Source organism: Caballeronia glathei (assembly GCF_000698595.1).
Taxonomy (GTDB): Bacteria; Pseudomonadota; Gammaproteobacteria; order Burkholderiales; family Burkholderiaceae; genus Caballeronia; species Caballeronia glathei.
The window spans coordinates 272,457-293,116 of the sequence record NZ_JFHC01000002.1 but is presented as its reverse complement, the minus strand read 5'-3'; the positions used below and the strand labels follow the sequence as shown (position 1 = coordinate 293,116).

Here is a 20,660-nt window from a genome sequence, read left to right as displayed (position 1 = left end):
CCGCACAGGGGCGAAGCGAATAAACCATTAAGAAAGCAAGTTTCATAGGAGCCTATGTGCATCAAAACGGTGTAAACACCCCGTCCGAGCGCCAGCGAAATCAAATATCGGCTTCGACCTCGTTGCCCTTTTCTTCGAGCCAGCTTCGGCGCGACGCCGCCTCGCCCTTGCCCATCAGCATCGTCATGCGCGTGACCGTGAGATCGAAACCGAGATCGCCAAGGCCGACAGGCAGAAGACGCCGCGTGTCCGGATTCATCGTCGTGTCCCACAGCTGCTCCGCGCTCATTTCGCCGAGGCCCTTGAAGCGGCTGATCGTCCATTGCGTGTCGCGCACGCCGTCCTTCCTCAGCTTGTCGAGGATCGCTTCGAGCTCGCCCTCGTCGAGCGCGTAGAGCTTCTGCGCGGGCTTCTTGCCGCGCGCGGGCGCGTCGACGCGAAAGAGCGGCGGGCGCGCGACGCACACGTGCCCGCGCTCGATCAGTTGCGGGAAGTGCTTGAAGAAGAGCGTGAGGAGGAGCACCTGGATGTGCGCGCCGTCGACGTCCGCGTCCGACAGGATGCAGATCTTCCCGTAGCGCAGGTTCGAAAGATCGATCTGCTCGTCGGGGCCGTGCGGGTCGACGCCGATCGCGACCGCGATGTCGTGCACTTCATTGTTCGCGAAGAGCCGGTCGCGCTCCGTCTCCCACGTGTTCAGCACCTTGCCGCGCAGCGGCAGGATCGCCTGGAATTCCTTGTCGCGGCCCATCTTGGCCGACCCGCCCGCCGAATCGCCCTCGACCAGGAAGAGCTCGTTGCGCGCGATATCCGTCGATTCGCAATCGGTCAGCTTGCCCGGCAGCACGGCGACGCCGGAGCTCTTGCGCTTTTCCACCTTCTGGCCCGCGCGCGTGCGCGCCTGCGCCTGGCGGATCACGAGGTCGGCGAGCTTCTTGCCGTATTCCACGTGCTGGTTGAGCCACAATTCGAGCCCCGGACGCGTGAACGACGACACGAGCTTCACCGCGTCGCGGCTGTTCAGGCGCTCCTTGATCTGCCCCTGGAACTGCGGATCGAGCACCTTCGCCGACAGCACGAACGACACGCGCGCGAACACGTCCTCGGCGAGCAGCTTGACGCCCTTCGGCTGCAGGTTGTGCAACTCGACGAAGCTCTTCACCGCCTGGAACAGGCCGTCGCGCAGGCCGGACTCGTGCGTGCCGCCCGCGGGCGTCGGAATCAGGTTCACATACGACTCGCGCAGGAGGGGCCCTTCCTCGCTCCACGCGACCACCCAGGTCGCGCCTTCGCCTTCCGCGAACGTCTCCTCGCTCGAGCGCGAGCTTTCCGCGAAGCGTTCGCCTTCGAAAAGCGGAATCAGAAGGTCGCTGCCGCCCATGCCTTCGAGCAGATAGCCGCGCAGGCCGTCTTCGTACTTCCAGGTCTGCCGCTCGCCGGTCTTCTCGATGACGAGCACCACTTCCACGCCCGGCAGCAGCACCGCTTTCGAGCGCAGGAGCCGCTGCAGCTCGCCGATCGGCAGCGTGGGCGAATCGAAATACTTGTGATTGGGCCACGCGGTCACGCGCGTGCCGGATTTCTTCTCGCCGCGCTCGGCCGCGCGCGTGACGAGCGTCTTGATCACGTCGCCGTTCGAGAAGCCGATTTCGGCAACCTTGCCTTCACGCCACACGACCACGTCGAGCCGCGTGGAGAGCGCGTTCGTCACCGACACGCCCACGCCGTGCAGGCCGCCCGAGAACGTATAGGCGCCGCCGGCAGCCTTGTCGAACTTGCCGCCCGCGTGCAGGCGCGTGAACACGATCTCGACGACCGGCACGCCCTCCTCGGGGTGAAGGCCGAACGGAATACCGCGCCCGTCGTCTTCGACGGACACCGAGTTGTCGACATGCAGCGTGACCGTGATCTGCCTGCCGTAGCCGCCGAGCGCCTCGTCGGAGGCGTTGTCGATGACTTCCTGAATGATGTGCAGCGGATTTTCGGTGCGCGTGTACATGCCGGGCCGCTGCTTGACCGGCTCAAGGCCCTTCAGCACCTTGATCGATGCTTCGCTATATCCGCTGTTCTTGCCGCCTTCGGTAGCGCTGGGTTTTTTCGTGGACATGACTTGACGTTGGTCCGGTGCCCGGCCGTCCCGCGGCAAGCCTGCCGAAAGACGATGCCGCCTCACCGGGAATGCGTGAACATCGGGCAAGCCCGGCCGGTGTCGCCGGGCTGCGCTTGAATGCGATGCCCGTCAAACGCGGGCACCTGGAATCGCGACGTATTTTACTGTTTTCGATATAAGGGGCAATGAACGGGCGATGAAGCAGCCGCGCCCGTTACTTGCGCTTGGCTTCCAGCTCTTCCCATCGTTCGAGCGCGCCGAGCAGCTCGTCGTCGATCGCGGCGTGCCTTTCGGAGAGCAGCGCGCCCTCCTTCGCGTCCTTCGCGAAGATCGAGCCGTCCTCGAGCCGTGCCGCAATCGACTTCTGCTCCTCTTCCAGCGCCGCGATCCTTTCAGGCAGCGCGTCGAGTTCGCGCTGTTCCTTGAACGACAGCTTCACGGTGCGCTGCGCGTTGCGCCCGGAAGCGCTTTCCTTCTGCGCGTCGTCCTTCGGCACTTCCCTCGCGCTCTGGCGCGCGGCGTCCTGCGCGATTTTTTCCGAACGTTCGCGCTGAACCTGCCAGTCGGAAAAGCCGCCGACGTACTCGCGCCACTTCCCACCGCCCTCCGCCGCGAACACCGACGTCACCACGTTGTCGAGAAACGCGCGGTCGTGGCTCACGAGCAGCACGGTGCCGTCGTAATCCGTGAGCAGTTCTTCGAGCAGTTCGAGCGTCGGGATGTCGAGGTCGTTGGTCGGCTCGTCGAGCACGAGCACGTTCGCCGGCCGCGCGAAGAGCCGCGCGAGCAGGAGACGATTGCGCTCGCCGCCCGAGAGCGACTGCACGGGCGAGCGGGCGCGCTCCGGCGCGAACAGGAAGTCGCCGAGATAGCTCATCACATGCTTCTTCACGCCGTTCACCTCGACCCACTCGCTGCCCGGGCTGATCGTGTCGGCAAGCGTCTTGTCGAGGTCGAGCTGCGCGCGCATCTGGTCGAAATACGCGACCTGGAGATTCGTGCCGGTGCGCACGCTGCCCGCGTCAGGCCGCAGCTCGTCCAGAATCAGCTTGAGCAGCGTGGTCTTGCCCGCGCCGTTCGGCCCGATGAAGCCGATCTTGTCGCCGCGCATGACGGTGGCCGTGAAGTTGTCGACGACCGTGCGATCGCCGTAGCGCTTCGTCACGTCCGTCAGTTCCGCGACGATCTTGCCGGACTTCTCGCCCTGCCCGACGTCGAGCCTCACGTTGCCCTGCACGTTGCGGCGCTCGGCGCGCTCGTGGCGCATTTCCACGAGCCGCGCGATGCGCCCGACGCTGCGCGTGCGCCGCGCCTCGACGCCCTTCCTGATCCACACTTCCTCCTGCGCGAGCAGCTTGTCGAACTTCGCCTGCTCCACCTGCTCGACTTCGAGCTGCTGCGCCTTTCTCGTCTGATAGGCGCTGAAATTGCCCGGATACGACAGCAGCCGGCCGCGGTCCAGTTCGACGATGCGCGTCGCGACGCGATCGAGAAACGCGCGGTCGTGCGTGATGAAAAGGAGGCCCGTGCGCAGCGTCACGAGCAGGTCTTCCAGCCAGCGGATGCCGTCGAAATCGAGGTGGTTGGTCGGCTCGTCGAGCAGCAGCACGTCCGGCTGCACGACGAGCGCCCGCGCGAGCGCAACGCGCTTTTTCATGCCCCCGGAAAGCGCGCCCGTGCGGGCGTCGCCGTCAAGGCCGATCTGCGCAAGCGTGGTCGCAACCCGCGTGCGCCAGTTCCACGCATCGTGCAGGTCGAGCGACGACTGCAGCGCGTTCATCCGCGCGAGGAGCGCGTCGTGCTCGCGGCCTTCCGGCGTGTCCGCGAGCTTGTGCGCGACCTGGTCGTATTCGTCGAGGAGCGCCTGGGCGTCGGTGAGACCGGAAGCGACGACGTCGAACACGGACGCGTCGAGATCGAATTCGGGTTCCTGCGGCACGTAGACGGTCGTGAGTTCGCTCTGGCGCGTGACGAGGCCGTCGTCAGGCTTCGTCAGACCCGCGACGATCTTGAGCAGCGACGACTTGCCCGCGCCATTGCGGCCGATCAGGCCGACGCGTTCGCCCGCTTCGAGCGAGAAGTCCGCGTGATCGAGCAGCGCGACGTGGCCGAACGCGAGTTGCGCGTCCGAGATGGAGTAAAGCGACATGGAGGCAGCCGGAAAGTGCGAAAACTGGAAGCGGCCATTGTACCCATCTTGCCCGCGCCAGCCCGTACCAGACGGCGCCCTATGCCGTGCGGACAAGGCGTCGTCCGCTGCGGCTGCCGGAAACACCCAAAAGAAACGCGGCCAAAGCCGCGTTCCGAAGATGACGCCGGGCCAGGACCCGAGGCTTACTTCACGTGAACCTTGATCGTCTGGCTCATTTCCGGGCCGTAGGAGCGATGGGCGCCGTCGCCGAACTGCATGGTCAGCGTGTGGTCGCCGGGGGTGAGCGGCACGTCGGCTTCGGTCTGGCCCTTGCCGTAGTGCAGCGACTTGTCGTTCGCCGGGATCACGACGCCTTTCTGCACCGGGCCGCTGTCGATCAGCAGATGGTGGTGACCCGTATTCTCGGTCATGGTGCCGGCGGGCACGATCTTCATGCCTTCGACGCCGAACTTGACATGCACCGGGCTCGTGACCGTCGCGCCGTCCTTCGGCTCGATGAAAAACACACGCGCCTGTTGCGCTTGCGCCGCCGCGGCGGCCAGCAACGAGCCCGACAGCACCGCTCCCAACATCAGCTTCTTCAACATCGTTTTCTCCTTCTAGGAAAGCGGCCAAAAAGCGCATGACACGCCGGCAGGCCGAAGCGCGGCCTTCTCCAGCACGGCCGCTTCGCGAAAGCATACACCGAGCCTGCCGGCACGGCCCCGATGCGCCGGCCCGTCATTACGGACCTCGCGCGCACCAATCAGCGCGTGCCGCGAAGCATTCGCGCGATTCCGGTAATATGCGGGTCGCCCTGCGGGCGCGCCGCTTCGGGCGGCAATTTTTTCCGCTCTTGCGAGCCGCCCGTGTCGTGTTTGCCACCTTGAACGAAACAAGAGTCTGTCGTGAGTGAAGTCCTCGAGTACAAAAGCTGGGTCTGCCTGATCTGCGGCTGGATCTATAACGAGCAGGACGGTGTACCGGAAGACGGCATCCCGCCCGGGACGCGCTTCGCCGATATCCCCGCCAACTGGCGCTGCCCGCTGTGCGATGTCGGCAAGGAAGACTTCGCGGCCGTCGAATTCTGATCCTTACAGAATAGTTCGTCCGGCGCGCGACCGCGACCCGTTCGCAAGTTTCGCGCGCGGCCCTGATGCGCCTTTGTGCGCGCGTCACCGGGTCAGCCCGCCGAGCCGAGCCGAGCGCGAGCCCGACGCCGTGCGGCAGCGCGCGGAAGAACACGCTGCGGTACGACATGCGCTCGCCGTGGACGGCCGGCACGGGCGCCATGGGCGTCGCGTTGCGCCGACCCCTCTCCCGACGCCCCGGGCCTGGCGGCTCGGATGGCCGAGCCTCGCGCATCGGCTGGCTCGCGATCATGATCGGGCCATGCCAGCCGCGAACTGCACACGCTCAACGGTTTCGCGCGCCTTTTGCTCCTCGGGAAGGAGCGGTCTGATGGCCGCGCCGAGCGCCATGCTGCCCGGCAGCAGATCCAAAACGATAACGCGGATTCAATGCCCCTCATGCGCGCGATCGGTCGGCGCATGATCGGCGCGAAACCGTCGTCCGTTCGATCCGGCTCTGGCGGCGCCTCGCTGCCCGTTGCGACCGGCGGACGTTCCGAGTCCCGATTCGTTGCGCGCCTACAACCACTCGAACGAACCGGGCAATGAGGTCTTCCCCCAAGCGCACCGGCCCGGGAACGTTTGCATGGGCCGCGCACCACGCCGATGGGTGCGATTGCGCACAGAGCGAAGCGAGGCGAGGGACTAGGCTCACCCAGCAGTCGCGGTGGCGAGGGACCACCGAACCAGCGACCCTGATGTCGAAAAGCGGCTCGCGCACATGCTGCGCGGATTCGTGAAAAATAACGTCAAGCATGGCCGGCGAGCAGCGGCTCGGTCCGGTCATGGCGGAGTTCTGGATGAAGCGCCTAGACTTGCCCGTCGCCACGCGCCGCCCCGCCGCGGACGCAGCGCGCATTCCCGCCTACATCGGTACGCCGGAGCGCATCGCGGCATCGCAGATGACCGCGTTTACAACCGTCTTTCAGACACACACCGGGCGCACGTTCGCGAGCCACGCGGATCTGCACGATTTCTCCGTGCGCGAGTTCCGGACGTTCTGGCATTGCTTCCTTCACTGGACGCCCGGGATCGACTGGTCGGGCGACGCCGAGCCTGTCTGTGTCGGCGACGAATGCGAGCATGCGACGTTCTTTCCCAACGTCACGCTGAACTACGCGGACAATCTGCTGGGCCTTTCGATCGCGGGCGCCGACGCCCCCGCGATCACGGCCTGCCACGCCGACGGCAGCCACGTGCGCATGACGCGCGGCGAACTGCGCGAGCGCGTCGCGCGCCTCGCGCAGGCGCTCGCGGAACTGGGCCTGCGCGAAGGCGACCGCGTGGCCGGCGTGATGCGCAACGACGCCGACGCCGTCGTCACGGCGCTCGCCGTCACCGCGCTCGGCGCGACGCTTTCGACCGCCGCGCCCGAGATGGGCGTCGAGACTCTCTTCGACCGCTTCGCCCAGCTCGAGCCGCGCATGCTGGTCGCGCATACGGCGCCGCGCGCATTCGACATCGGCATGCCGGTCGCCGACAAGATCGCCGCGCTCGCCGCCGGCCTGCCGGCGCTTGCCGGCGTCGTCAGTCTCGATGACGAGGCGCTGCGCGGGCGCGTTGCGCAGCCGCTTCACACGCTCGACGCGCTGATCGGGCGCGGCGATGCGTCACGTTTCGTGTGGCGCCGGTTTGCGTTCAACCATCCCCTTTTCATCATGTTCTCGTCGGGCACGACGGGCAGGCCGAAATGCATCGTGCATGGCGCGGGCGGCAGCCTCCTCGAGCATCTGAAGGAGCACCGGCTGCACAGCGACCTGCGCCCCGGCGAGCGCATGTACTTCCACACGAGCTGCGCGTGGATGATGTGGAACTGGCAGCTGTCGGCGCTGGCGTCCGGGGTCGAGATCGTCACTTACGACGGCCCGATCGCGTCGGTCGACACGCTGTGGCGCCTTGTCGCCGACGAGCGCATCAACGTGTTCGGCACGAGCCCCGCCTATCTGAGGATGTGCGAGGACGCGGGCCTCGTGCCCGCCCGGCAGTTCGATCTGGGCGCCCTGCGCGCGATGATGTCGACAGGCGCGGTTCTCTACGACTCGCAGTTCGACTGGGTGCACGCGAACGTCAAGCACCTGCAGATGCAGTCGATCTCGGGCGGCACCGACATTCTCGGCTGCTTCGTGCTCGGCAATCCGAACCTGCCCGTCTACACGGGCGAAGCGCAGTGCAGGAGCCTCGCGCTCGACGTAGAGGCATGGGAGGACGGCGCGCAGACGAGCGGCACGGGCCAGCTCGTCTGCGTGAATCCGTTCCCGTCGCGTCCGCTCGGGTTTCACAACGACGCGAGTGGCGCCGGCTTTCACGCGGCCTACTTCGCGGCCAATCCGGGCGTCTGGACGCACGGCGACATCATCGGCTTTTCGCAGGAGGGATCGGCGCGCCTGCACGGCCGCAGCGACGGCGTGCTCGTCGTGCGCGGCATCAATGTCGGACCGGGCGAGATCTATCGCGTGCTCAACGACGTGCACGAGATCCGCGAGGCACTCGTCGTGCAGCAGCGCCCGCGGGCGGCGGACGCCGGGGGAAATACCGCGGAAACGGGCGACCTCCAGCGCATGGTGCTGCTCGTGACGCTGCAGCCGGGCGCCCGGCTGTGCGGCGCGCTGATCGCGCGCATCCGCCGCGAGCTCGTGCGCCGCACGTCGCCCGCGCACGTGCCCGACGTGATCGCGGCCGTCGACGAACTGCCGTTCACGCACAACGGGAAGCTCTCGGAGGCGGCGGCGCGCAACGCGGTCAATGGCCTCCCCGTCGGCAATACGGCGGCGCTGCGCAATCCGGCGTGCCTCGACGCCATCCGCGACCATGCCGCCCTGAAGGAAGCCGCGGACGAACGTCCCGCGCCGGTCGATTCGCGCGAGGAACTGGAGCGCAGCCTCACGGCACAGTGGGAGAAGCGCTTCGGGTTCGGGCCGATCGGCCGCGACGACAACTTCTTCGAACTGGGCGGCCATTCACTGCTCGCCGCGCGCCTGCTCGCCGACGTGAAGGAGTCGACCGGACGCGCATTACCGCTCGCGACATTGCTTCTCGCACCGACCATCGCGCAACTCGCCGCAGCGATTGACGACGGCACGCCGCAACCCACGGAGGTTCTGGTGCGGATGCGTGACGGCAACGGCAGGCCGCTTTTCTTCGTGCACAGCGTGACCGGTTCCGTCATGGAATGCGGGACGCTCGTCGGTACGCTGCAAAACGGCCGTCCTGTGTACGGACTGCAGGCGCTCGGGCTCGATGGCGAAGCGCCGCCGCAGCGGCGTGTCGAGGAAATGGCGAAAACGTACGTGCAGAAGATGCGCACGGTGCAGCCGCGCGGACCGTACGCGCTCGTCGGCTACTCGTTCGGCGGACTGATCGCCTTCGAAATCGCGCAGCAACTGATCGGGGCCGGCGAGCGGCTGGAGATGGTCTGCCTGCTCGATACCTATGTGCACGAAAGCTGCCTGCCGTGGATGGCGTGGCTCGCGCATCAGCGCGACTGCGTGAGGCGGCAGGTGAGCGAACTGCGGACGCTGCCCGCGACCGTGCGCATGCGGCACCTCGCAGACAAGCTGATGGCCGCCGCGGACCATGCGCTGATGCGCTTCGGGCGCGCGTCGCGCCGCGAGGAGCCGGAGCCGGACGATCTGCCGCCGGTGCTGCGGGGCATCCGCGCCGCGTTTTCAGCGGCGATGAAAAACTATTGCCCGCGGCCTTACGAGGGCAGCCCGATCCTGTACGTGCGCGCGATGGTCGCACAGCGCGAACGCGGCGATCCGCTGCCGCTCTGGCGGCGAGTGGCACGTGCGGGCCTGATCATCGCCGAAGTGTCGGGCGACCATAACGAGATGATCGTCGAGCCAAACGTGAAGCGCGTGGCCGCGGCGCTCGACCGGGGCGCCGAACTCGCGGCGGGTTCATCGGTGCGGGATATTGCGCGTGAATCAAAGCCGCCGCGAGCGACATTGCTGCATTAGGGAGATGAGGCGCGACCGGAACCGGGCGCGGGGTCGTTGCGGTGCATGTGAGAAACGGGGCCGGTCGTGGTCCCCCCGGCAGGAATCGAACCTGCATCTAGCGCTTAGGAGGCACTCGTTCTATCCATTGAACTACGGGGAGCAGACCGATTGTACGGGACGAAGACGTGCCGTTGAGGCCGACGTGCAATTCGCGTGCATTTCGCCGCCTGCATTTCTCTGCATGCACTTCCGCATTTTCCCGCCCGGGATTCCGGCTGTGTCCGCCTCTTCCTAATCGAGGCGCCGGTGCTGGTCTCGCGTGTCGACCAGTGCTGCGAGTCCCGTGCTCGTCAGCGAGCGCAGAGTATATCAAAGACGTTACGCCGCGCTCCCCCTCAATCCTGCGAAAACTTCGCTCCGGCAAAGTCGACGGTGACGAGCTTGCCATCCATTTCCCCCATGCCCGGTGAATTCACCGGCATTCCGGGCACGGCGATGCCGCGCACGCTGCGGTTCGCCAGCATTTTCTTCACGGCCGTAGCCGGCGCGTGCCCTTCGATCACCTGATTCGACCCCCTCACGACCGCCGTATGGCACGAGCGCAGCGCGGCCGGAACGTGCAGGCGATCCTTCACGCCCTGCATGTCGTTCGTATCCACGACCTTCGTTTCGATGCCCGCCGCCCGCATGTGCTGCACCCACCCTTCGCAGCAGCCGCAGTCCGGGCTCTTGTAGACGGTGATCGCGGCATCGGCGGCGTGAGCGGCGGGCAAGCCGGCCAGCAATGCGGCGCTGAGTATGAGTCGCTTCATTTGAGGGGTGCGCAGGAGTGGGCCGAAGACGCCAATGTTAAGCGAATGAAAGGCCCGGATGCATGTTGCCCAATAAAGATCGGATAAATAAGGGTTAACGCCTATCAAGTCGGTCTGCGGGTCGCCGTAATCCAGTGATGGACCATCCTACCGATACCAAGCCGCAGGGCGCGTTTTCGGCGCTTCTGGCGGATCAGGACCTCGTGCATCTCGAACTCGTGCTGCGGCGCTCGCTCGAATGCGATTTCGGCGGCCCGTTGCTGCCGCCGTCCTACTGGCGCGAGCGGCTCGCGATCATCACGCGCGCCTCGCATCTTTCGCATACGCAGATTCAGACGGTGCACCGGCTCTATCTGCAAATCGACGAGTTCGAGGCCGCTTGCCGCGAACGCGAAGAGGAGCGCGAACGCGCCGATGCCGCGGTTGCCGAGCAGCCCGGCGCCGCCGTCGTCAGGAAGCCGCCGCGAGGCGGTTAACCGCCTCGCGCAGATAAAAAAGCCGTTCCGGGCGTCCGGAACGGCTTTTTTGTGTCATCGGCAAGAAGTCGAACATACCGCGACATTCAATGCCTGTGGCGCATCCACCAGTCGCGCAGCGGATGATGCGCGCTGTGCCGCATCATGAGACGCTGGCGGTGTTCTTCGCGCCAGTCGTGTGCCAGCAACACGATGGCGATCGCGGCCAGTCCGGCCAGCCCGACCAGAATGTTCGTGAACTCGTGCATGGCGCCCTCCCGTTGCGCTTGCCCGCCCTATTTGAATAATAGGTAAACGGCAGACGCGAGCGGCAGGCGCGAGGCATACCGCTCACGCCGCGTGCCGCGCCTTCTGAAGCTGCGCGTGCGCCGCGAGCCGCACGGCCGCATTGGCGGCGCCGTAGCCGTCGTAGCCGCCGCGCCGCTCGAGCACTTCCAGGAAGAACCGCTGATCCAGTTGCTCCGTGTACGCGTGGAAAAACTCGCCGCCGCGCTCGTCGCGGTCGTAGAGGATGTTGTGCTCGCGCATCGCGTCGATCTGCTCGTCGGGCAACGCGTAGCGCGCCGCCAGATCGTCGTAGTAATTGCGCGGAATGCGCAGGAACTGCACGCCGTCGGCAGCGAGCCGCGGGATCGCATCGAAGATGTCGGGCGTGCTGAACGCGACGTGGTTCAGGCCCGAGCCGCGATACGTCGCGAGCGACTCGACCACCGCCGTGTAGCGGTCGATCGACGCGTTCAGCGCGATGCGCACCGAGCCGTCGCGGCTTCGCACCGCGCGGCTGCGCACGAGCCCGTACGGATCGGGCACGAGCACGCTCGGTTCGGTCTCGAAGCCGAACGCGGTGCGGAAAAACAGCACCCAGGTGTCGAGCGCGTCGGCGGGCAGTGACAGGCACACATGGTCGATGCGCTCGAGCGGCCCGACTTCGTACGGGCCGTCGATGTCGGTCAGGATGAAGTCCGACTCCCACAGCGTGGGCGCACCGGGCGCTTCGTCGACGAAATATTCGAGGCTGCCGTCGGGCGCCTGCACGCCCGGCAGGACGCGCTCGTTCGGCCCGATGCGGCCTGAAAACGGCGCATTGCGGTACGCGGCGGCGCGCTCGAACGCGCACTTCGCGTCGTCGACGCGAAACGCCGACGCACACAGCGACAAGCCATGCTGCTGGAAAAACGCGCTCGCGAACGAATCGGCCTCGGCGTTGAGCACGATCGACCCGGCGCCGTGCCGGTAGAGCGTCACGTCCTTTGAGCGATGGCGTCCCGCGAGCCGGAAGCCGAGCTTGCCGAGCCAGTTGGCGACATCGACGCGCGTCGCGTCGTCCACGGCGAATTCGAGGAACTGAAAGCCGATGTGCTCGGGCGGCGCAGGCGGATCGAACAGGATCGCGGGCGCCTTCTCGCCCAGCACGGCGCGCGTCTGCTCCTCCAGGAAGCGCAGCGACCGGTGGCCGTCGGCGGCGGTGACGGCGGTCGGCGCGGCGCGAAAGCCGTCGTTGAAGATTTCGAGCGAGAGCGGCCCGCTGTACCCCGCTTCGAGCACGCGCGCGGTGAAGCTCGCGACGTCGAAGGCGCCCTGCCCCGGAAAGCATCTGTAGTGACGGCTCCATTCGAGCACGTCCATCGCGAGCACGGGCGCGTCGGCGATCTGCACGAACGCGATGCGGTCGCCCGGAATGGCGGCGATTTCGTCGACGGAATCGCGGATCGAGAGCGTGTGGAAGCTGTCGAGAACAAGCCCCAGATTCGGGTGATTCACCGCATCGACGAGCCGCCAGGCGTGCTTGTACGAATTCACGTGACGCCCCCACGCGAGCGCCTCGTAGCCGACGGTCACGCCCGCCTTGCCGGCGAGGCGGGCGAGCAGGCCGAGCTGCTCGGTGATGAGCGCGTCGTCGCCGATGGTGTCAGGCGACACGTTGCTGCAGGCGAGCATGCGGTCGGTGCCGAGCTCGTGCATCAGGTCGAACTTGCGCTTCGCCCGCTCGGCATTGCGCGCGAGCCGCTCCGCGCTCACGCCCTCGAAATCGCGAAACGGCTGGAACAGGTAGATCGCGAGGCCCAGGTCCTCGCACATGCGGCGCACGTCGGCGGGGGTTCCGTCGAAATAGAGCAGATCGTTCTCGAATATCTCGACGCCGTCGAAGCCCGCCGCGCGGATCGCGTTCAGCTTCTCGACCAGCGTGCCGCTGATCGAGACCGTCGCGATTGAAGTGCGAATAGAACGCAGCATCGCTGCCTCCTCGTATTGCTGTGGAAAGTGCATGGCGCGAAGTCCCGGGGACTCGTCCAGTGTAGGCCAATTCAGGCGGCTCGATTGCCCGCGCACGAGCCGCGCGCACGATCCGCACGATTTCGCATGCCGACCTATCTTAACGCAAACTAACTAGACCGTACAAATACGGAGAAACACCGACGGACAAGGCTCGCGCATGCGCGCACACTGCGCCCCACGCTGCAACGGCCGCTTTTGCGCCGTTGCTCCATGAACGAAACGGCGCTTCCCAATGACCACGCAAACTTCATTCTTGATCGGCCTGATCGGCTCGGGCATCGGCGGCTCCCTCACGCCAGCCATGCACGAGGAGGAAGGCCGCCGCCTCGGGCTGAACTACGTCTACCGGCGAATCGACCTGCAGGCGCTGCGACTGGAGCCGCAGGCGCTGCCCGAGCTGCTCGTGGCGGCGGAGCGTCTTGGCTTCGACGGCCTGAACATCACCTATCCGTGCAAGCAGAGCGTCATCGCCCTGCTCGACGAACTCGACGACGACGCCCGCGCGCTTGGCGCCGTCAACACGGTGGTGCTGAAAAACGGCCGGCGCACCGGCCACAACACCGACTGGTCGGGCTTCGCCCGGGCGTTTCAGCGCGGCTTGCCGGATGCGCCGCTCGAACGTGTCGTGCAGCTGGGCGCGGGCGGCGCGGGCGCGGCTGTCGCTCACGCGGCGCTGACGCTCGGCGCCCGCGCGCTCACGCTCTTCGATGCCGACGAATCGCGCGCCGCGCAGCTCGCCGCCGAACTGAGCGCGCGCTTTCCCGAGCGCAGCGTGACGAGCGGCGGCGACCTGAAGGCGCCGCTGAAGAATGCGCTGAGGGAAGCGAACGGCCTCATCCACGCGACACCCACCGGCATGGCGAAGCTCCCCGGCCTGCCGCTGCCCGCGGACTATCTGCACCCGGACCTGTGGGTCGCCGAAATCGTCTACTTCCCGCTCGAAACGGAGCTTTTGAAGACCGCGAAGGCGATCGGCTGCCGCACGCTCGCGGGCGGCGGCATGGCGGTCTGCCAGGCGGTCGATGCGTTGCGCATCTTCACGGGCCGCGAACCCGACGCCGAACGCATGTTCGCGCACTTCCAGACACTTCTGAACCGCTGACACCCCAAGCCCCAAGGCACTGACAGGACACGACATGGCAAATGAGTCATCCGCGCGCACGTCGACAGCAAGCGCCGCCGCAACGCGGAAAACGGTGCGCCGCTCGCGCGCGCGCTTCGGCATTCTCGCGCTGCTCGCGATCGGCACGATGATCAACTATCTGGACCGCACGGTGCTCGGCATCGCGGCGCCGCAACTGACGAACGAACTCGGCATCAGCGCGGCGGTGATGGGCGTGATGTTCTCCGCGTTCTCGTGGACCTACGTGGCGGCGCAGATTCCGGGCGGCATGTTCCTCGACCGTTTCGGCACGAAGCTGACCTATTACCTCTCGATGACCTTCTGGTCGCTCGCCACGCTGCTGCAGGGATTCGTCACCGGCGTGGGCACGCTGCTCGCGTGCCGCCTCGGCCTGGGCGTCGCGGAATCGCCGTGCTTTCCGGCGAACAGCCGCGTCGTCGCGACGTGGTTCCCGCAAAAGGAGCGCGCGATGGCGACGGGCACCTACACCGTCGGCGAATACATCGGCCTCGCGTGCTTCAGTCCGCTTCTCTTCGCGCTGATGGGCGAGTTCGGCTGGCGTGCGCTCTTCTACGTGGTGGGCGCGGCCGGCATGCTGTTCGGCGGCATCTGGTGGCTCTTCTACCGCGAGCCGCGCGATCATCCGGGCGCGAACGCGGCGGAACTGGAGTACATCGAGGCGGGCGGCGGCCTCACGAACGACCCGGCGAGCGACATCGAGCACGGCGCAAAGGCGAAGCCGAAGTTCGAATGGCGCACGATCGGCCGGCTGCTCAAGCACCGCCAGCTCGCGGGCATCTGCTTCGGCCAGTTCGCCGGCAACTCGACGCTCGTCTTCTTTCTCACGTGGTTCCCGACCTATCTCGCGACCGAGCGCCACATGGGCTGGCTCAAGATCGGTTTCTTCGCGATCCTGCCGTTCATCGCGGCGTCGGTGGGCGTGATGTTCGGCGGCGTGCTCTCCGACTGGCTGCTCGCCCGCGGCAAGTCCGCGAACGTCGCGCGCAAGCTGCCGATCATCGCGGGCCTCCTGCTCGCCTCGACGATCGTGCTCGCCAACTACGTCGAAAGCAACGCGGTGGTGATCGCGATCCTGTCGGTGGCGTTCTTCGCGCAGGGCATGGCCGCGCTCGGCTGGACGCTCGTGTCGGACATCGCGCCGGAGGGCATGCTCGGCGTGACGGGCGGCATCTTCAACCTCGCCGCGAACCTCGCGGGCATCATCACGCCGCTCGCGGTCGGCTTCATCGTCGCGGCGACCGGGTCGTTCGTCGGCGCCCTCGCCTTCATCGGCACGATCGCGCTGCTCGGCGCGCTGTCGTATATCTTCGTGGTCGGGGATATCAGGCGCATCGTGCTGCACTGATCGCACAAGCGCCGCAAGAACGGGCGGCACAAGACAAGGCGGCCCGCGAATCGCGGGCCGCCTTTTTCGATTTCAGCCGTCGCGGCGCATGAACCGCAGCACCGCATCGACGATCATCTCGCGATGGCGCGAGCGCGAACGCGGCCCGGACGGATCGCGCCCGAAGGCCGCGCTCCACGTGTGGCGGTTCGCGACGCGGTGAAAGCAGAACGAGCTGATCAGCAGATGCAGGTCGATCGGGTCGATGTCGTCGCGAAACCGGCCCGCCGCGACACCGCGCGCAATCAGGTCCTCGATGGTGCGCACGACGCTCGAATTGCGGCTCTTGAAGGTCTTCGACTGATCGATGTACTTTGCCGCGTGCACGTTCTCGATCGTCACGAGCCGTACGAAATCGCGATGCTTGTCGTGATAGTCGAACGTGAATTCGACGAACTGGCGCATTGCCTCCTCGGGCTCCAGGTCGCTCAGCTGAAGCTGCTGTTCGAGCTCGCGGATGTCGCCGTACACCTGTTCCAGCACCGCCTCGTAGAGACCTTCCTTGCTGCCGAAGTAGTAGTACAGCATCCGCTTCGTGGTGTTGGTGCGCTCCGCGATCGCGTCGACGCGCGCGCCCGCCAGCCCCATCGCGGAGAACTCCTGCGTGGCGATGTCGAGGATATTGCGCTTCGTTTCCTCCGGATCGTACTTGCGCCGCGTCTCCGGCGCGGGCGCAGCATCGGCAGGCATGGCGGCCTTACTTCCTTTTTTCATTTTTCTAGTCTGAGAGCGGCATCTGAAAATCGATTCTAGCACGGTGAAAACAGGCATTCGCCGGGGCCGCGGCCCGAGTTCCGGCAGGCATTCGCCTATAATTGCCGCGCTACTGACCAAGGAACCGAATGACTCTTCAACCAGCCCTCGCCGGCGCGCTCGCCGTCGTCATCGGATGCGCCGCGCCGCTCGCCGCGAGCGCGCAGACGCAACCCCAGCAGTCCCAGCCGCAGCACGGCCAGCAGCGCTCGCCGCAGAGCCTCGCCATGGAAGGCGCGCGCACGAGCGGCAACATCGCCCGCGGCGCCACGGACATCTGCAATATCGATCGCGCGAAAGTCGAGCGCTTCAAGGCCGCCGCGAAGGCGAACTTCACGGCGGCGCCCGACTTCGAGGGCGCCTGGAAGCTCGGCTACACCGAAGCGCAATCGACGGTCGACCGCTTCGCGCAGTTGAAGGCGAAGAATCCCGATGAGTACGCGAAGGAAATCGGCGAGGCCTGTCCGGCGCTCGATCACGGCATCGACGAAGTGACGCAGGGCAAGTAACGCCGCCTCGGGCGCGTCCGACGTCCTAGGAACCGTCGACGCGCCGGTCGAAATCCGCATCGCCATAGTGGGCGCGCTTTTCCGCGTACATCACGGCATCGGCGCGCTGCAGCATCGCCTCGAGGCGCTCGCCGTCCTTCGAGGTCGCGGCGCCCATCGCGAAACTGAGCGGCATGCCGGAGTAAAACTGGTTGTTCACCTCGACCAGTTGCCGGATGCTCTCCATCACCGCCTCGCCGCCGCGCTCGTCGGTGCCGGGCAGGAGCAGCACGAACTCGTCGCCGCCGATGCGCGCCGCCTGATACGGCTTTTCCAGCGCCTTGCCGAGCACCTCGCCCGCGCGGCGCAGGAGCGCGTCGCCGGCGGCGTGGCCCAGCTGGTCGTTCACGGCCTTCAGGCCGTTCACGTCCACCGCGATCGCGGTCACCGGGAACGGCCCCTTGCGCTCCAGCCGGTTGATTTCGTCGATATAGAACGAGCGGTTTTTGAGCTTGGTCAGCACGTCGTGCTTGCCGAGAAACTCCAGATACGCCTCGGCCTTCTTGCGCGCGGTGATGTCGGTGAGCGCGACGAGCACGAGGTCCCAGTTCTTCTCGTGCCCCGGAAACACCGAAAACTGCAAATGCACGTTGAGCTCGCCGCCCTCGAGCGAATAGTTGAGCACCTCGCGCTGATGGAACAGCTTGTGGTCCCACAGATCGATCAGCTGTTCCTGGAAATGCTGCTGCATGTCGTCGCGAAAGACGTCCGAGAGGCGCGCGAGCAGGGTCGCCTTGTCGGGCGCGGCGAACATCCTGAGCGTGTGCTGGTTCACGTCGAGCACGTGGATTTCCTGCATGCAGCGCTCGACGAACTCCGGGTGCACGTTCGTGAACGTGCGGAAATCGACAATCCCCCGCTCGCGCACATCGTCGAGCAGCGCCTTCACCGCGCTGAAATCCTCCACCCACAGCGACACCGGCGAATGCTCGAACAGCCCGCGCGCGTAGAGTTCGTTGTGCGCGGCGCGGCGGCGCGTGTTCTCGAGCTCGGTGATGTCCTCGATCGTCACGAGCACGCGGTCCCAGCGCGCTTCGTGGCCCGGCAGGATCACCGCCTTCAGCAGCACGTCCAGACGCCGCCCGTCGAGCGTGTAGTTCACCGTCTGGCTCACGAACTGCGGCTTGCCCGACCAGAGCTGCTCCAGTTCGTCCACATGCGTGTGCAGCATGTCGTCGCGGAACACGCTCGCGAGATTCTGCACGAGATGGTCGATGTCCTTCGCGCCGAAAAGCGACAGCGTGCGCCGGTTCACCTTGATCACGCGAATCCTCGCCGAGCACGCGGCGACGCGCGCCGGGTCGGAGGCGAGGTGCGCGCGCAGGTCCGTGACGCCTTGCTCGCGCCACGTCCCGAACAGGTCGCGCACGGCGCTGAAGTCCTCGAGCCACAGTGAGACGGGGGCGAGTTCGAACATGTCGGCGTCGTCCGCCGGGGCGCTCGCGGCTGCGAACTGCCCAGCCTTTTGCCGCGGGTCGTTTGGCATGGTGTTCCTTTCGGCTCGCGCCGGGTCCTCATTTGTCTCATTATTCTAGCTCGCCATTTTTCAGCGGCCGCTGCGTTTTGCCGCGACGGGGCATGGCGTTCGCAGCAGGGAGCGTCGCGAGGGGCCGGATGCTACACTCGATTTGACCCCGCCCGGCCTCGTCGCCCGACCTGGCGACCGTGCCCGCGTGCCGCGATGCAGCACGACGCCGCTCCGGCATGGCAAACGCGGGCACATTTGCTGCGCGGGCGCAGGTCGACCGCAGTCGGCAATTCCAAACCGTGAAGAAGGAGGCAAGAATTCCATGGCTGATTTCCGCATCTGGTCCGACGAATTTCCCGCGAACGGCTTCATGACCAAGGCGCAGGAATTCGATCAGCAAGCCTTCGGCGGGGCCGGCGAAAACATCTCTCCCGCGCTCCAGTGGGATGCCCCGCCCCCCGAGACGCAAAGCCTGGCACTGACTGTCTACGATCCCGATTTCCCCACCGGCAGCGGCTTCTGGCACTGGGTCGTCGTCAACATTCCCGTCGACGCGCGCTCGCTGCCGCGCAACGCGGGCAAGGCGGACGGCAGCCTCCTGCCGAGCGGCGCACTGCAGTTGCGCAACGACTACGGCACGGTGGGATTCGGCGGTGCCGCGCCGCCCCGCGGCGACAAGCCGCATCGCTACATCTTCCGCATCCACGCGCTGCAGGCTGCGCGTTTGCCGCTCGACGTCAACACGACCAACGCCGTCGCGCGCTTCATGACTCACCTGAACGAAATCGATTCGGCCACCTATACCGGCCTGTACGAACTGAAGTAGGCGCGCCACACGGCGGCCCGGGCATGGGATATCGGGGTATCAGGGCACCGGGTCACCGGATGCCGCCCGCCCGGACCGCCCCGCCGCGCGCGGAGCCAAGGCACGACAAAACGCGGAACCGCGCGCCCCAGGCAGCGCGAACTCCGTACCCGACAAGACTCGCCGCCCTCCACATCGCCGATCGATGGACGCAGAACAAGGCTTACCGCTTCCCCAGCGCTACTGGGCAATCGCCGTCGTCGCGCTCGGCATCACGCTTGCCGTGCTCGACAGCGCCATCGCCAACGTCGCGCTTCCCACCATCGCCCGCACGCTCGACGCGACGCCCGCCGCGTCCATCTGGGTCGTCAACGCGTACCAGCTCGCGATCACGATCTCGCTGCTGCCGCTCGCCTCGCTCGGCGACCGCATTGGCTACCGGCGCATCTACCTGGGCGGTCTCGCGCTCTTCACGCTTGCGTCGTTCGGCTGCGCGCTCTCGGGGTCGCTCACGGCGCTGACCGTCGCGCGTGTGGTGCAGGGCTTCGGAGCCGCCGGCATCATGAGCGTGAACACGGCGCTCGTGCGCATCATCTATCCGCCCGATCAACTCGGGCGCGGCGTGAGCATCAACGCGTCGGTGGTGGCGATCTCGTCGGTGATCGGGCCGACGGTCGCGTCCGGCGTGCTGGCCATCGCGCCGTGGCCGTGGCTCTTCGCGATCAACGTGCCGATCGGGCTCGCCGCGCTCGCGATCGGCATGCGGGCGCTGCCGCGCAATCCGGGGCACCGCGAGCCCTACGACTTCGTGAGCGCGCTCATGAACGCGCTCGTCTTCGGCCTCGCGATCACGGCCGTCGACGGTCTCGGCCAGGGCGAGCGCCGTCCGTACGTGATCGCGGAACTGGCCGCGGCGGGCGTGATCGGGTACTTCTTCGTCAAGCGCCAGTTAAAGCAGAGCGCGCCGCTGCTGCCCGTCGACCTGATGCGCATTCCGGTGTTCGCGCTGTCGATCGCGACCTCGTTCTGTTCGTTCACGGCGCAGATGCTCACGTTCGTGTCGCTGCCGTTTCTGCTGCAGAACGGCTTCGGCATGAGCCAGGTCGAAACCGGCTTCCTGATGACGCCCTGGCCGCTCGTGATCGTGTTCGTCGCGCCGGTGGCCGGCATGCTCGCCGACCGCTACTCGGCCGGCCTCCTCGGCGGCATCGGGCTCGCGATCCTGTCGGCGGGGCTCTTGCTGCTCGCGACCGTCGGCGCGCATCCGGAACCGTTCGACATCGCGTGGCGCATGGCGCTCTGCGGCCTGGGCTTCGGCCTCTTCCAGTCGCCGAACAACCGCCAGATGCTGTCCTCGGCGCCGCGCGCGAGAAGCGGCGGCGCGAGCGGCATGCTCGGCACCGCGCGCCTGTCCGGCCAGTCGCTCGGCGCCGCGCTCGTGGCGCTCGTCTTCGGTCTCGCCCCGCAGCACGGGGCGATCATCACGCTCTTCATGGCGGCCGCGTTCGCGGCGGCCGCGGCTGTCGTGAGCCTCATGCGGCTCACCGGCAAGGCGGCCGCGCAGACGCTCTGAGGCCCGCGCAGCCCGCTTTTGGCGCTGCGCTGGGCACACCCCTTGCTGTCCCCCACCGTGCATGACTGCGGCAGCGCCGGCGCGCGCCGTACGCGCGCCGACCGACGC

General features: G+C 66.8%; 16 protein-coding genes and 1 tRNA gene. 8 read left to right on the top strand and 9 right to left on the bottom strand.

Features of this window, described 5'->3' with window-relative positions:
• Positions 1 to 100 precede the first annotated feature (100 nt).
• The 3 genes from BG61_RS03145 to BG61_RS03135 all read right to left on the bottom strand — a co-directional run bounded on the left by BG61_RS03145 (position 101) and on the right by BG61_RS03135 (position 4,834).
• Positions 101 to 2,107 carry a DNA topoisomerase IV subunit B gene (locus BG61_RS03145; protein ID WP_035925942.1) on the bottom strand — a complete coding sequence of 669 codons (2,007 nt, stop codon included), beginning with the start codon at positions 2,105 to 2,107 and terminating at the stop codon, positions 101 to 103.
• Between the two features lie 217 nt (positions 2,108 to 2,324).
• Positions 2,325 to 4,259, bottom strand: a complete 1,935-nt coding sequence (locus BG61_RS03140) for an ATP-binding cassette domain-containing protein (RefSeq protein WP_035925945.1) — start codon at positions 4,257 to 4,259, stop codon at positions 2,325 to 2,327.
• Positions 4,260 to 4,444: 185 nt separating this feature from the next.
• Positions 4,445 to 4,834, bottom strand: coding sequence for a DUF4399 domain-containing protein (locus BG61_RS03135; RefSeq protein WP_370818044.1), 390 nt, complete (start codon positions 4,832 to 4,834; stop codon positions 4,445 to 4,447).
• A gap of 315 nt (positions 4,835 to 5,149) precedes the next feature.
• Here BG61_RS03135 and BG61_RS03130 point away from each other — a divergent pair, with 315 nt between their 5' ends.
• Positions 5,150 to 5,332, top strand: a complete 183-nt coding sequence (locus BG61_RS03130) for a rubredoxin (RefSeq protein WP_035925951.1) — start codon at positions 5,150 to 5,152, stop codon at positions 5,330 to 5,332.
• A gap of 839 nt (positions 5,333 to 6,171) precedes the next feature.
• Positions 6,172 to 9,330: an acetoacetate--CoA ligase gene (locus BG61_RS03125; protein ID WP_051672233.1), complete on the top strand. Its 3,159-nt coding sequence runs from the start codon at positions 6,172 to 6,174 to the stop codon at positions 9,328 to 9,330.
• 67 nt (positions 9,331 to 9,397) lie between these two features.
• Here the strand turns inward: BG61_RS03125 and BG61_RS03120 are convergent.
• A tRNA-Arg gene (locus BG61_RS03120) sits at positions 9,398 to 9,472 on the bottom strand.
• A gap of 235 nt (positions 9,473 to 9,707) precedes the next feature.
• Positions 9,708 to 10,124 carry a DUF411 domain-containing protein gene (locus tag BG61_RS03115; RefSeq protein ID WP_035925954.1) on the bottom strand — a complete coding sequence of 139 codons (417 nt, stop codon included), beginning with the start codon at positions 10,122 to 10,124 and terminating at the stop codon, positions 9,708 to 9,710.
• A 137-nt stretch (positions 10,125 to 10,261) separates the two neighbouring features.
• Between BG61_RS03115 and BG61_RS03110 the strand changes: the two genes are divergently transcribed.
• Positions 10,262 to 10,600, top strand: coding sequence for a hypothetical protein (locus BG61_RS03110; RefSeq protein WP_035925957.1), 339 nt, complete (start codon positions 10,262 to 10,264; stop codon positions 10,598 to 10,600).
• Positions 10,601 to 10,686: 86 nt separating this feature from the next.
• Here BG61_RS03110 and BG61_RS42675 read toward each other — a convergent pair whose 3' ends face one another.
• Positions 10,687 to 10,848, bottom strand: coding sequence for a hypothetical protein (locus BG61_RS42675; protein WP_158447126.1), 162 nt, complete (start codon positions 10,846 to 10,848; stop codon positions 10,687 to 10,689).
• An 82-nt stretch (positions 10,849 to 10,930) separates the two neighbouring features.
• Entirely contained in the window at positions 10,931 to 12,823 is a 1,893-nt protein-coding gene (locus BG61_RS03105) for a bifunctional sugar phosphate isomerase/epimerase/4-hydroxyphenylpyruvate dioxygenase family protein (RefSeq protein WP_035926631.1), read from the bottom strand.
• A 286-nt stretch (positions 12,824 to 13,109) separates the two neighbouring features.
• On the opposite strand from BG61_RS03105, the gene BG61_RS03100 reads away from it, so the two are divergent.
• Together BG61_RS03100 and BG61_RS03095 are read left to right on the top strand one after the other, a co-directional pair.
• Complete coding sequence (locus BG61_RS03100) at positions 13,110 to 13,979, top strand: shikimate dehydrogenase (RefSeq protein WP_035925960.1); 870 nt, start codon at positions 13,110 to 13,112, stop codon at positions 13,977 to 13,979.
• 34 nt (positions 13,980 to 14,013) lie between these two features.
• On the top strand, positions 14,014 to 15,366 hold the full coding sequence (locus BG61_RS03095) for an MFS transporter (protein ID WP_035925963.1): 1,353 nt from the start codon (positions 14,014 to 14,016) through the stop codon (positions 15,364 to 15,366).
• Positions 15,367 to 15,438: 72 nt separating this feature from the next.
• Here the strand turns inward: BG61_RS03095 and BG61_RS03090 are convergent, their stop codons facing one another.
• On the bottom strand, positions 15,439 to 16,119 hold the full coding sequence (locus BG61_RS03090; protein WP_035925966.1) for a TetR/AcrR family transcriptional regulator: 681 nt from the start codon (positions 16,117 to 16,119) through the stop codon (positions 15,439 to 15,441).
• A 128-nt stretch (positions 16,120 to 16,247) separates the two neighbouring features.
• Here BG61_RS03090 and BG61_RS03085 point away from each other — a divergent pair, with 128 nt between their 5' ends.
• Positions 16,248 to 16,667: a hypothetical protein gene (locus tag BG61_RS03085; protein WP_232255978.1), complete on the top strand. Its 420-nt coding sequence runs from the start codon at positions 16,248 to 16,250 to the stop codon at positions 16,665 to 16,667.
• Between the two features lie 25 nt (positions 16,668 to 16,692).
• Here BG61_RS03085 and BG61_RS03080 read toward each other — a convergent pair whose 3' ends face one another.
• Positions 16,693 to 18,192 (bottom strand): sensor domain-containing diguanylate cyclase, encoded by a 1,500-nt coding sequence (locus BG61_RS03080; RefSeq protein ID WP_035925969.1) that lies wholly within the window; start codon positions 18,190 to 18,192, stop codon positions 16,693 to 16,695.
• 304 nt (positions 18,193 to 18,496) lie between these two features.
• Here BG61_RS03080 and BG61_RS03075 point away from each other — a divergent pair, with 304 nt between their 5' ends.
• Together BG61_RS03075 and BG61_RS03070 are read left to right on the top strand one after the other, a co-directional pair.
• The gene (locus BG61_RS03075) at positions 18,497 to 19,000 is read left to right on the top strand and encodes a YbhB/YbcL family Raf kinase inhibitor-like protein (RefSeq protein ID WP_035925972.1); all 504 of its coding nucleotides are present in this window, start codon (positions 18,497 to 18,499) and stop codon (positions 18,998 to 19,000) included.
• A gap of 184 nt (positions 19,001 to 19,184) precedes the next feature.
• A complete protein-coding gene (locus BG61_RS03070) occupies positions 19,185 to 20,552 on the top strand; it encodes an MFS transporter (RefSeq protein WP_035925975.1) in 1,368 nt (455 codons plus the stop codon).
• Positions 20,553 to 20,660 lie beyond the last annotated feature (108 nt).

What these genes read in the sequence shown, in the direction of transcription:
- BG61_RS03095 (WP_035925963.1), top strand. Translation starts at nt 14,014, where the DNA reads ATGGCAAATGAGTCATCCGCGCGCACGTCGACAGCAAGCGCCGCCGCA.
- BG61_RS03145 (WP_035925942.1), bottom strand. Translation starts at nt 2,107, where the DNA reads ATGTCCACGAAAAAACCCAGCGCTACCGAAGGCGGCAAGAACAGCGGA.
- BG61_RS03090 (WP_035925966.1), bottom strand. Translation starts at nt 16,119, where the DNA reads ATGAAAAAAGGAAGTAAGGCCGCCATGCCTGCCGATGCTGCGCCCGCG.
- BG61_RS03100 (WP_035925960.1), top strand. Translation starts at nt 13,110, where the DNA reads ATGACCACGCAAACTTCATTCTTGATCGGCCTGATCGGCTCGGGCATC.
- BG61_RS03080 (WP_035925969.1), bottom strand. Translation starts at nt 18,192, where the DNA reads ATGCCAAACGACCCGCGGCAAAAGGCTGGGCAGTTCGCAGCCGCGAGC.
- BG61_RS03135 (WP_370818044.1), bottom strand. Translation starts at nt 4,834, where the DNA reads ATGTTGGGAGCGGTGCTGTCGGGCTCGTTGCTGGCCGCCGCGGCGGCG.
- BG61_RS03085 (WP_232255978.1), top strand. Translation starts at nt 16,248, where the DNA reads ATGACTCTTCAACCAGCCCTCGCCGGCGCGCTCGCCGTCGTCATCGGA.
- BG61_RS03070 (WP_035925975.1), top strand. Translation starts at nt 19,185, where the DNA reads ATGGACGCAGAACAAGGCTTACCGCTTCCCCAGCGCTACTGGGCAATC.
- BG61_RS03125 (WP_051672233.1), top strand. Translation starts at nt 6,172, where the DNA reads ATGAAGCGCCTAGACTTGCCCGTCGCCACGCGCCGCCCCGCCGCGGAC.
- BG61_RS03140 (WP_035925945.1), bottom strand. Translation starts at nt 4,259, where the DNA reads ATGTCGCTTTACTCCATCTCGGACGCGCAACTCGCGTTCGGCCACGTC.
- BG61_RS03115 (WP_035925954.1), bottom strand. Translation starts at nt 10,124, where the DNA reads ATGAAGCGACTCATACTCAGCGCCGCATTGCTGGCCGGCTTGCCCGCC.
- BG61_RS03110 (WP_035925957.1), top strand. Translation starts at nt 10,262, where the DNA reads ATGGACCATCCTACCGATACCAAGCCGCAGGGCGCGTTTTCGGCGCTT.
- BG61_RS42675 (WP_158447126.1), bottom strand. Translation starts at nt 10,848, where the DNA reads ATGCACGAGTTCACGAACATTCTGGTCGGGCTGGCCGGACTGGCCGCG.
- BG61_RS03075 (WP_035925972.1), top strand. Translation starts at nt 18,497, where the DNA reads ATGGCTGATTTCCGCATCTGGTCCGACGAATTTCCCGCGAACGGCTTC.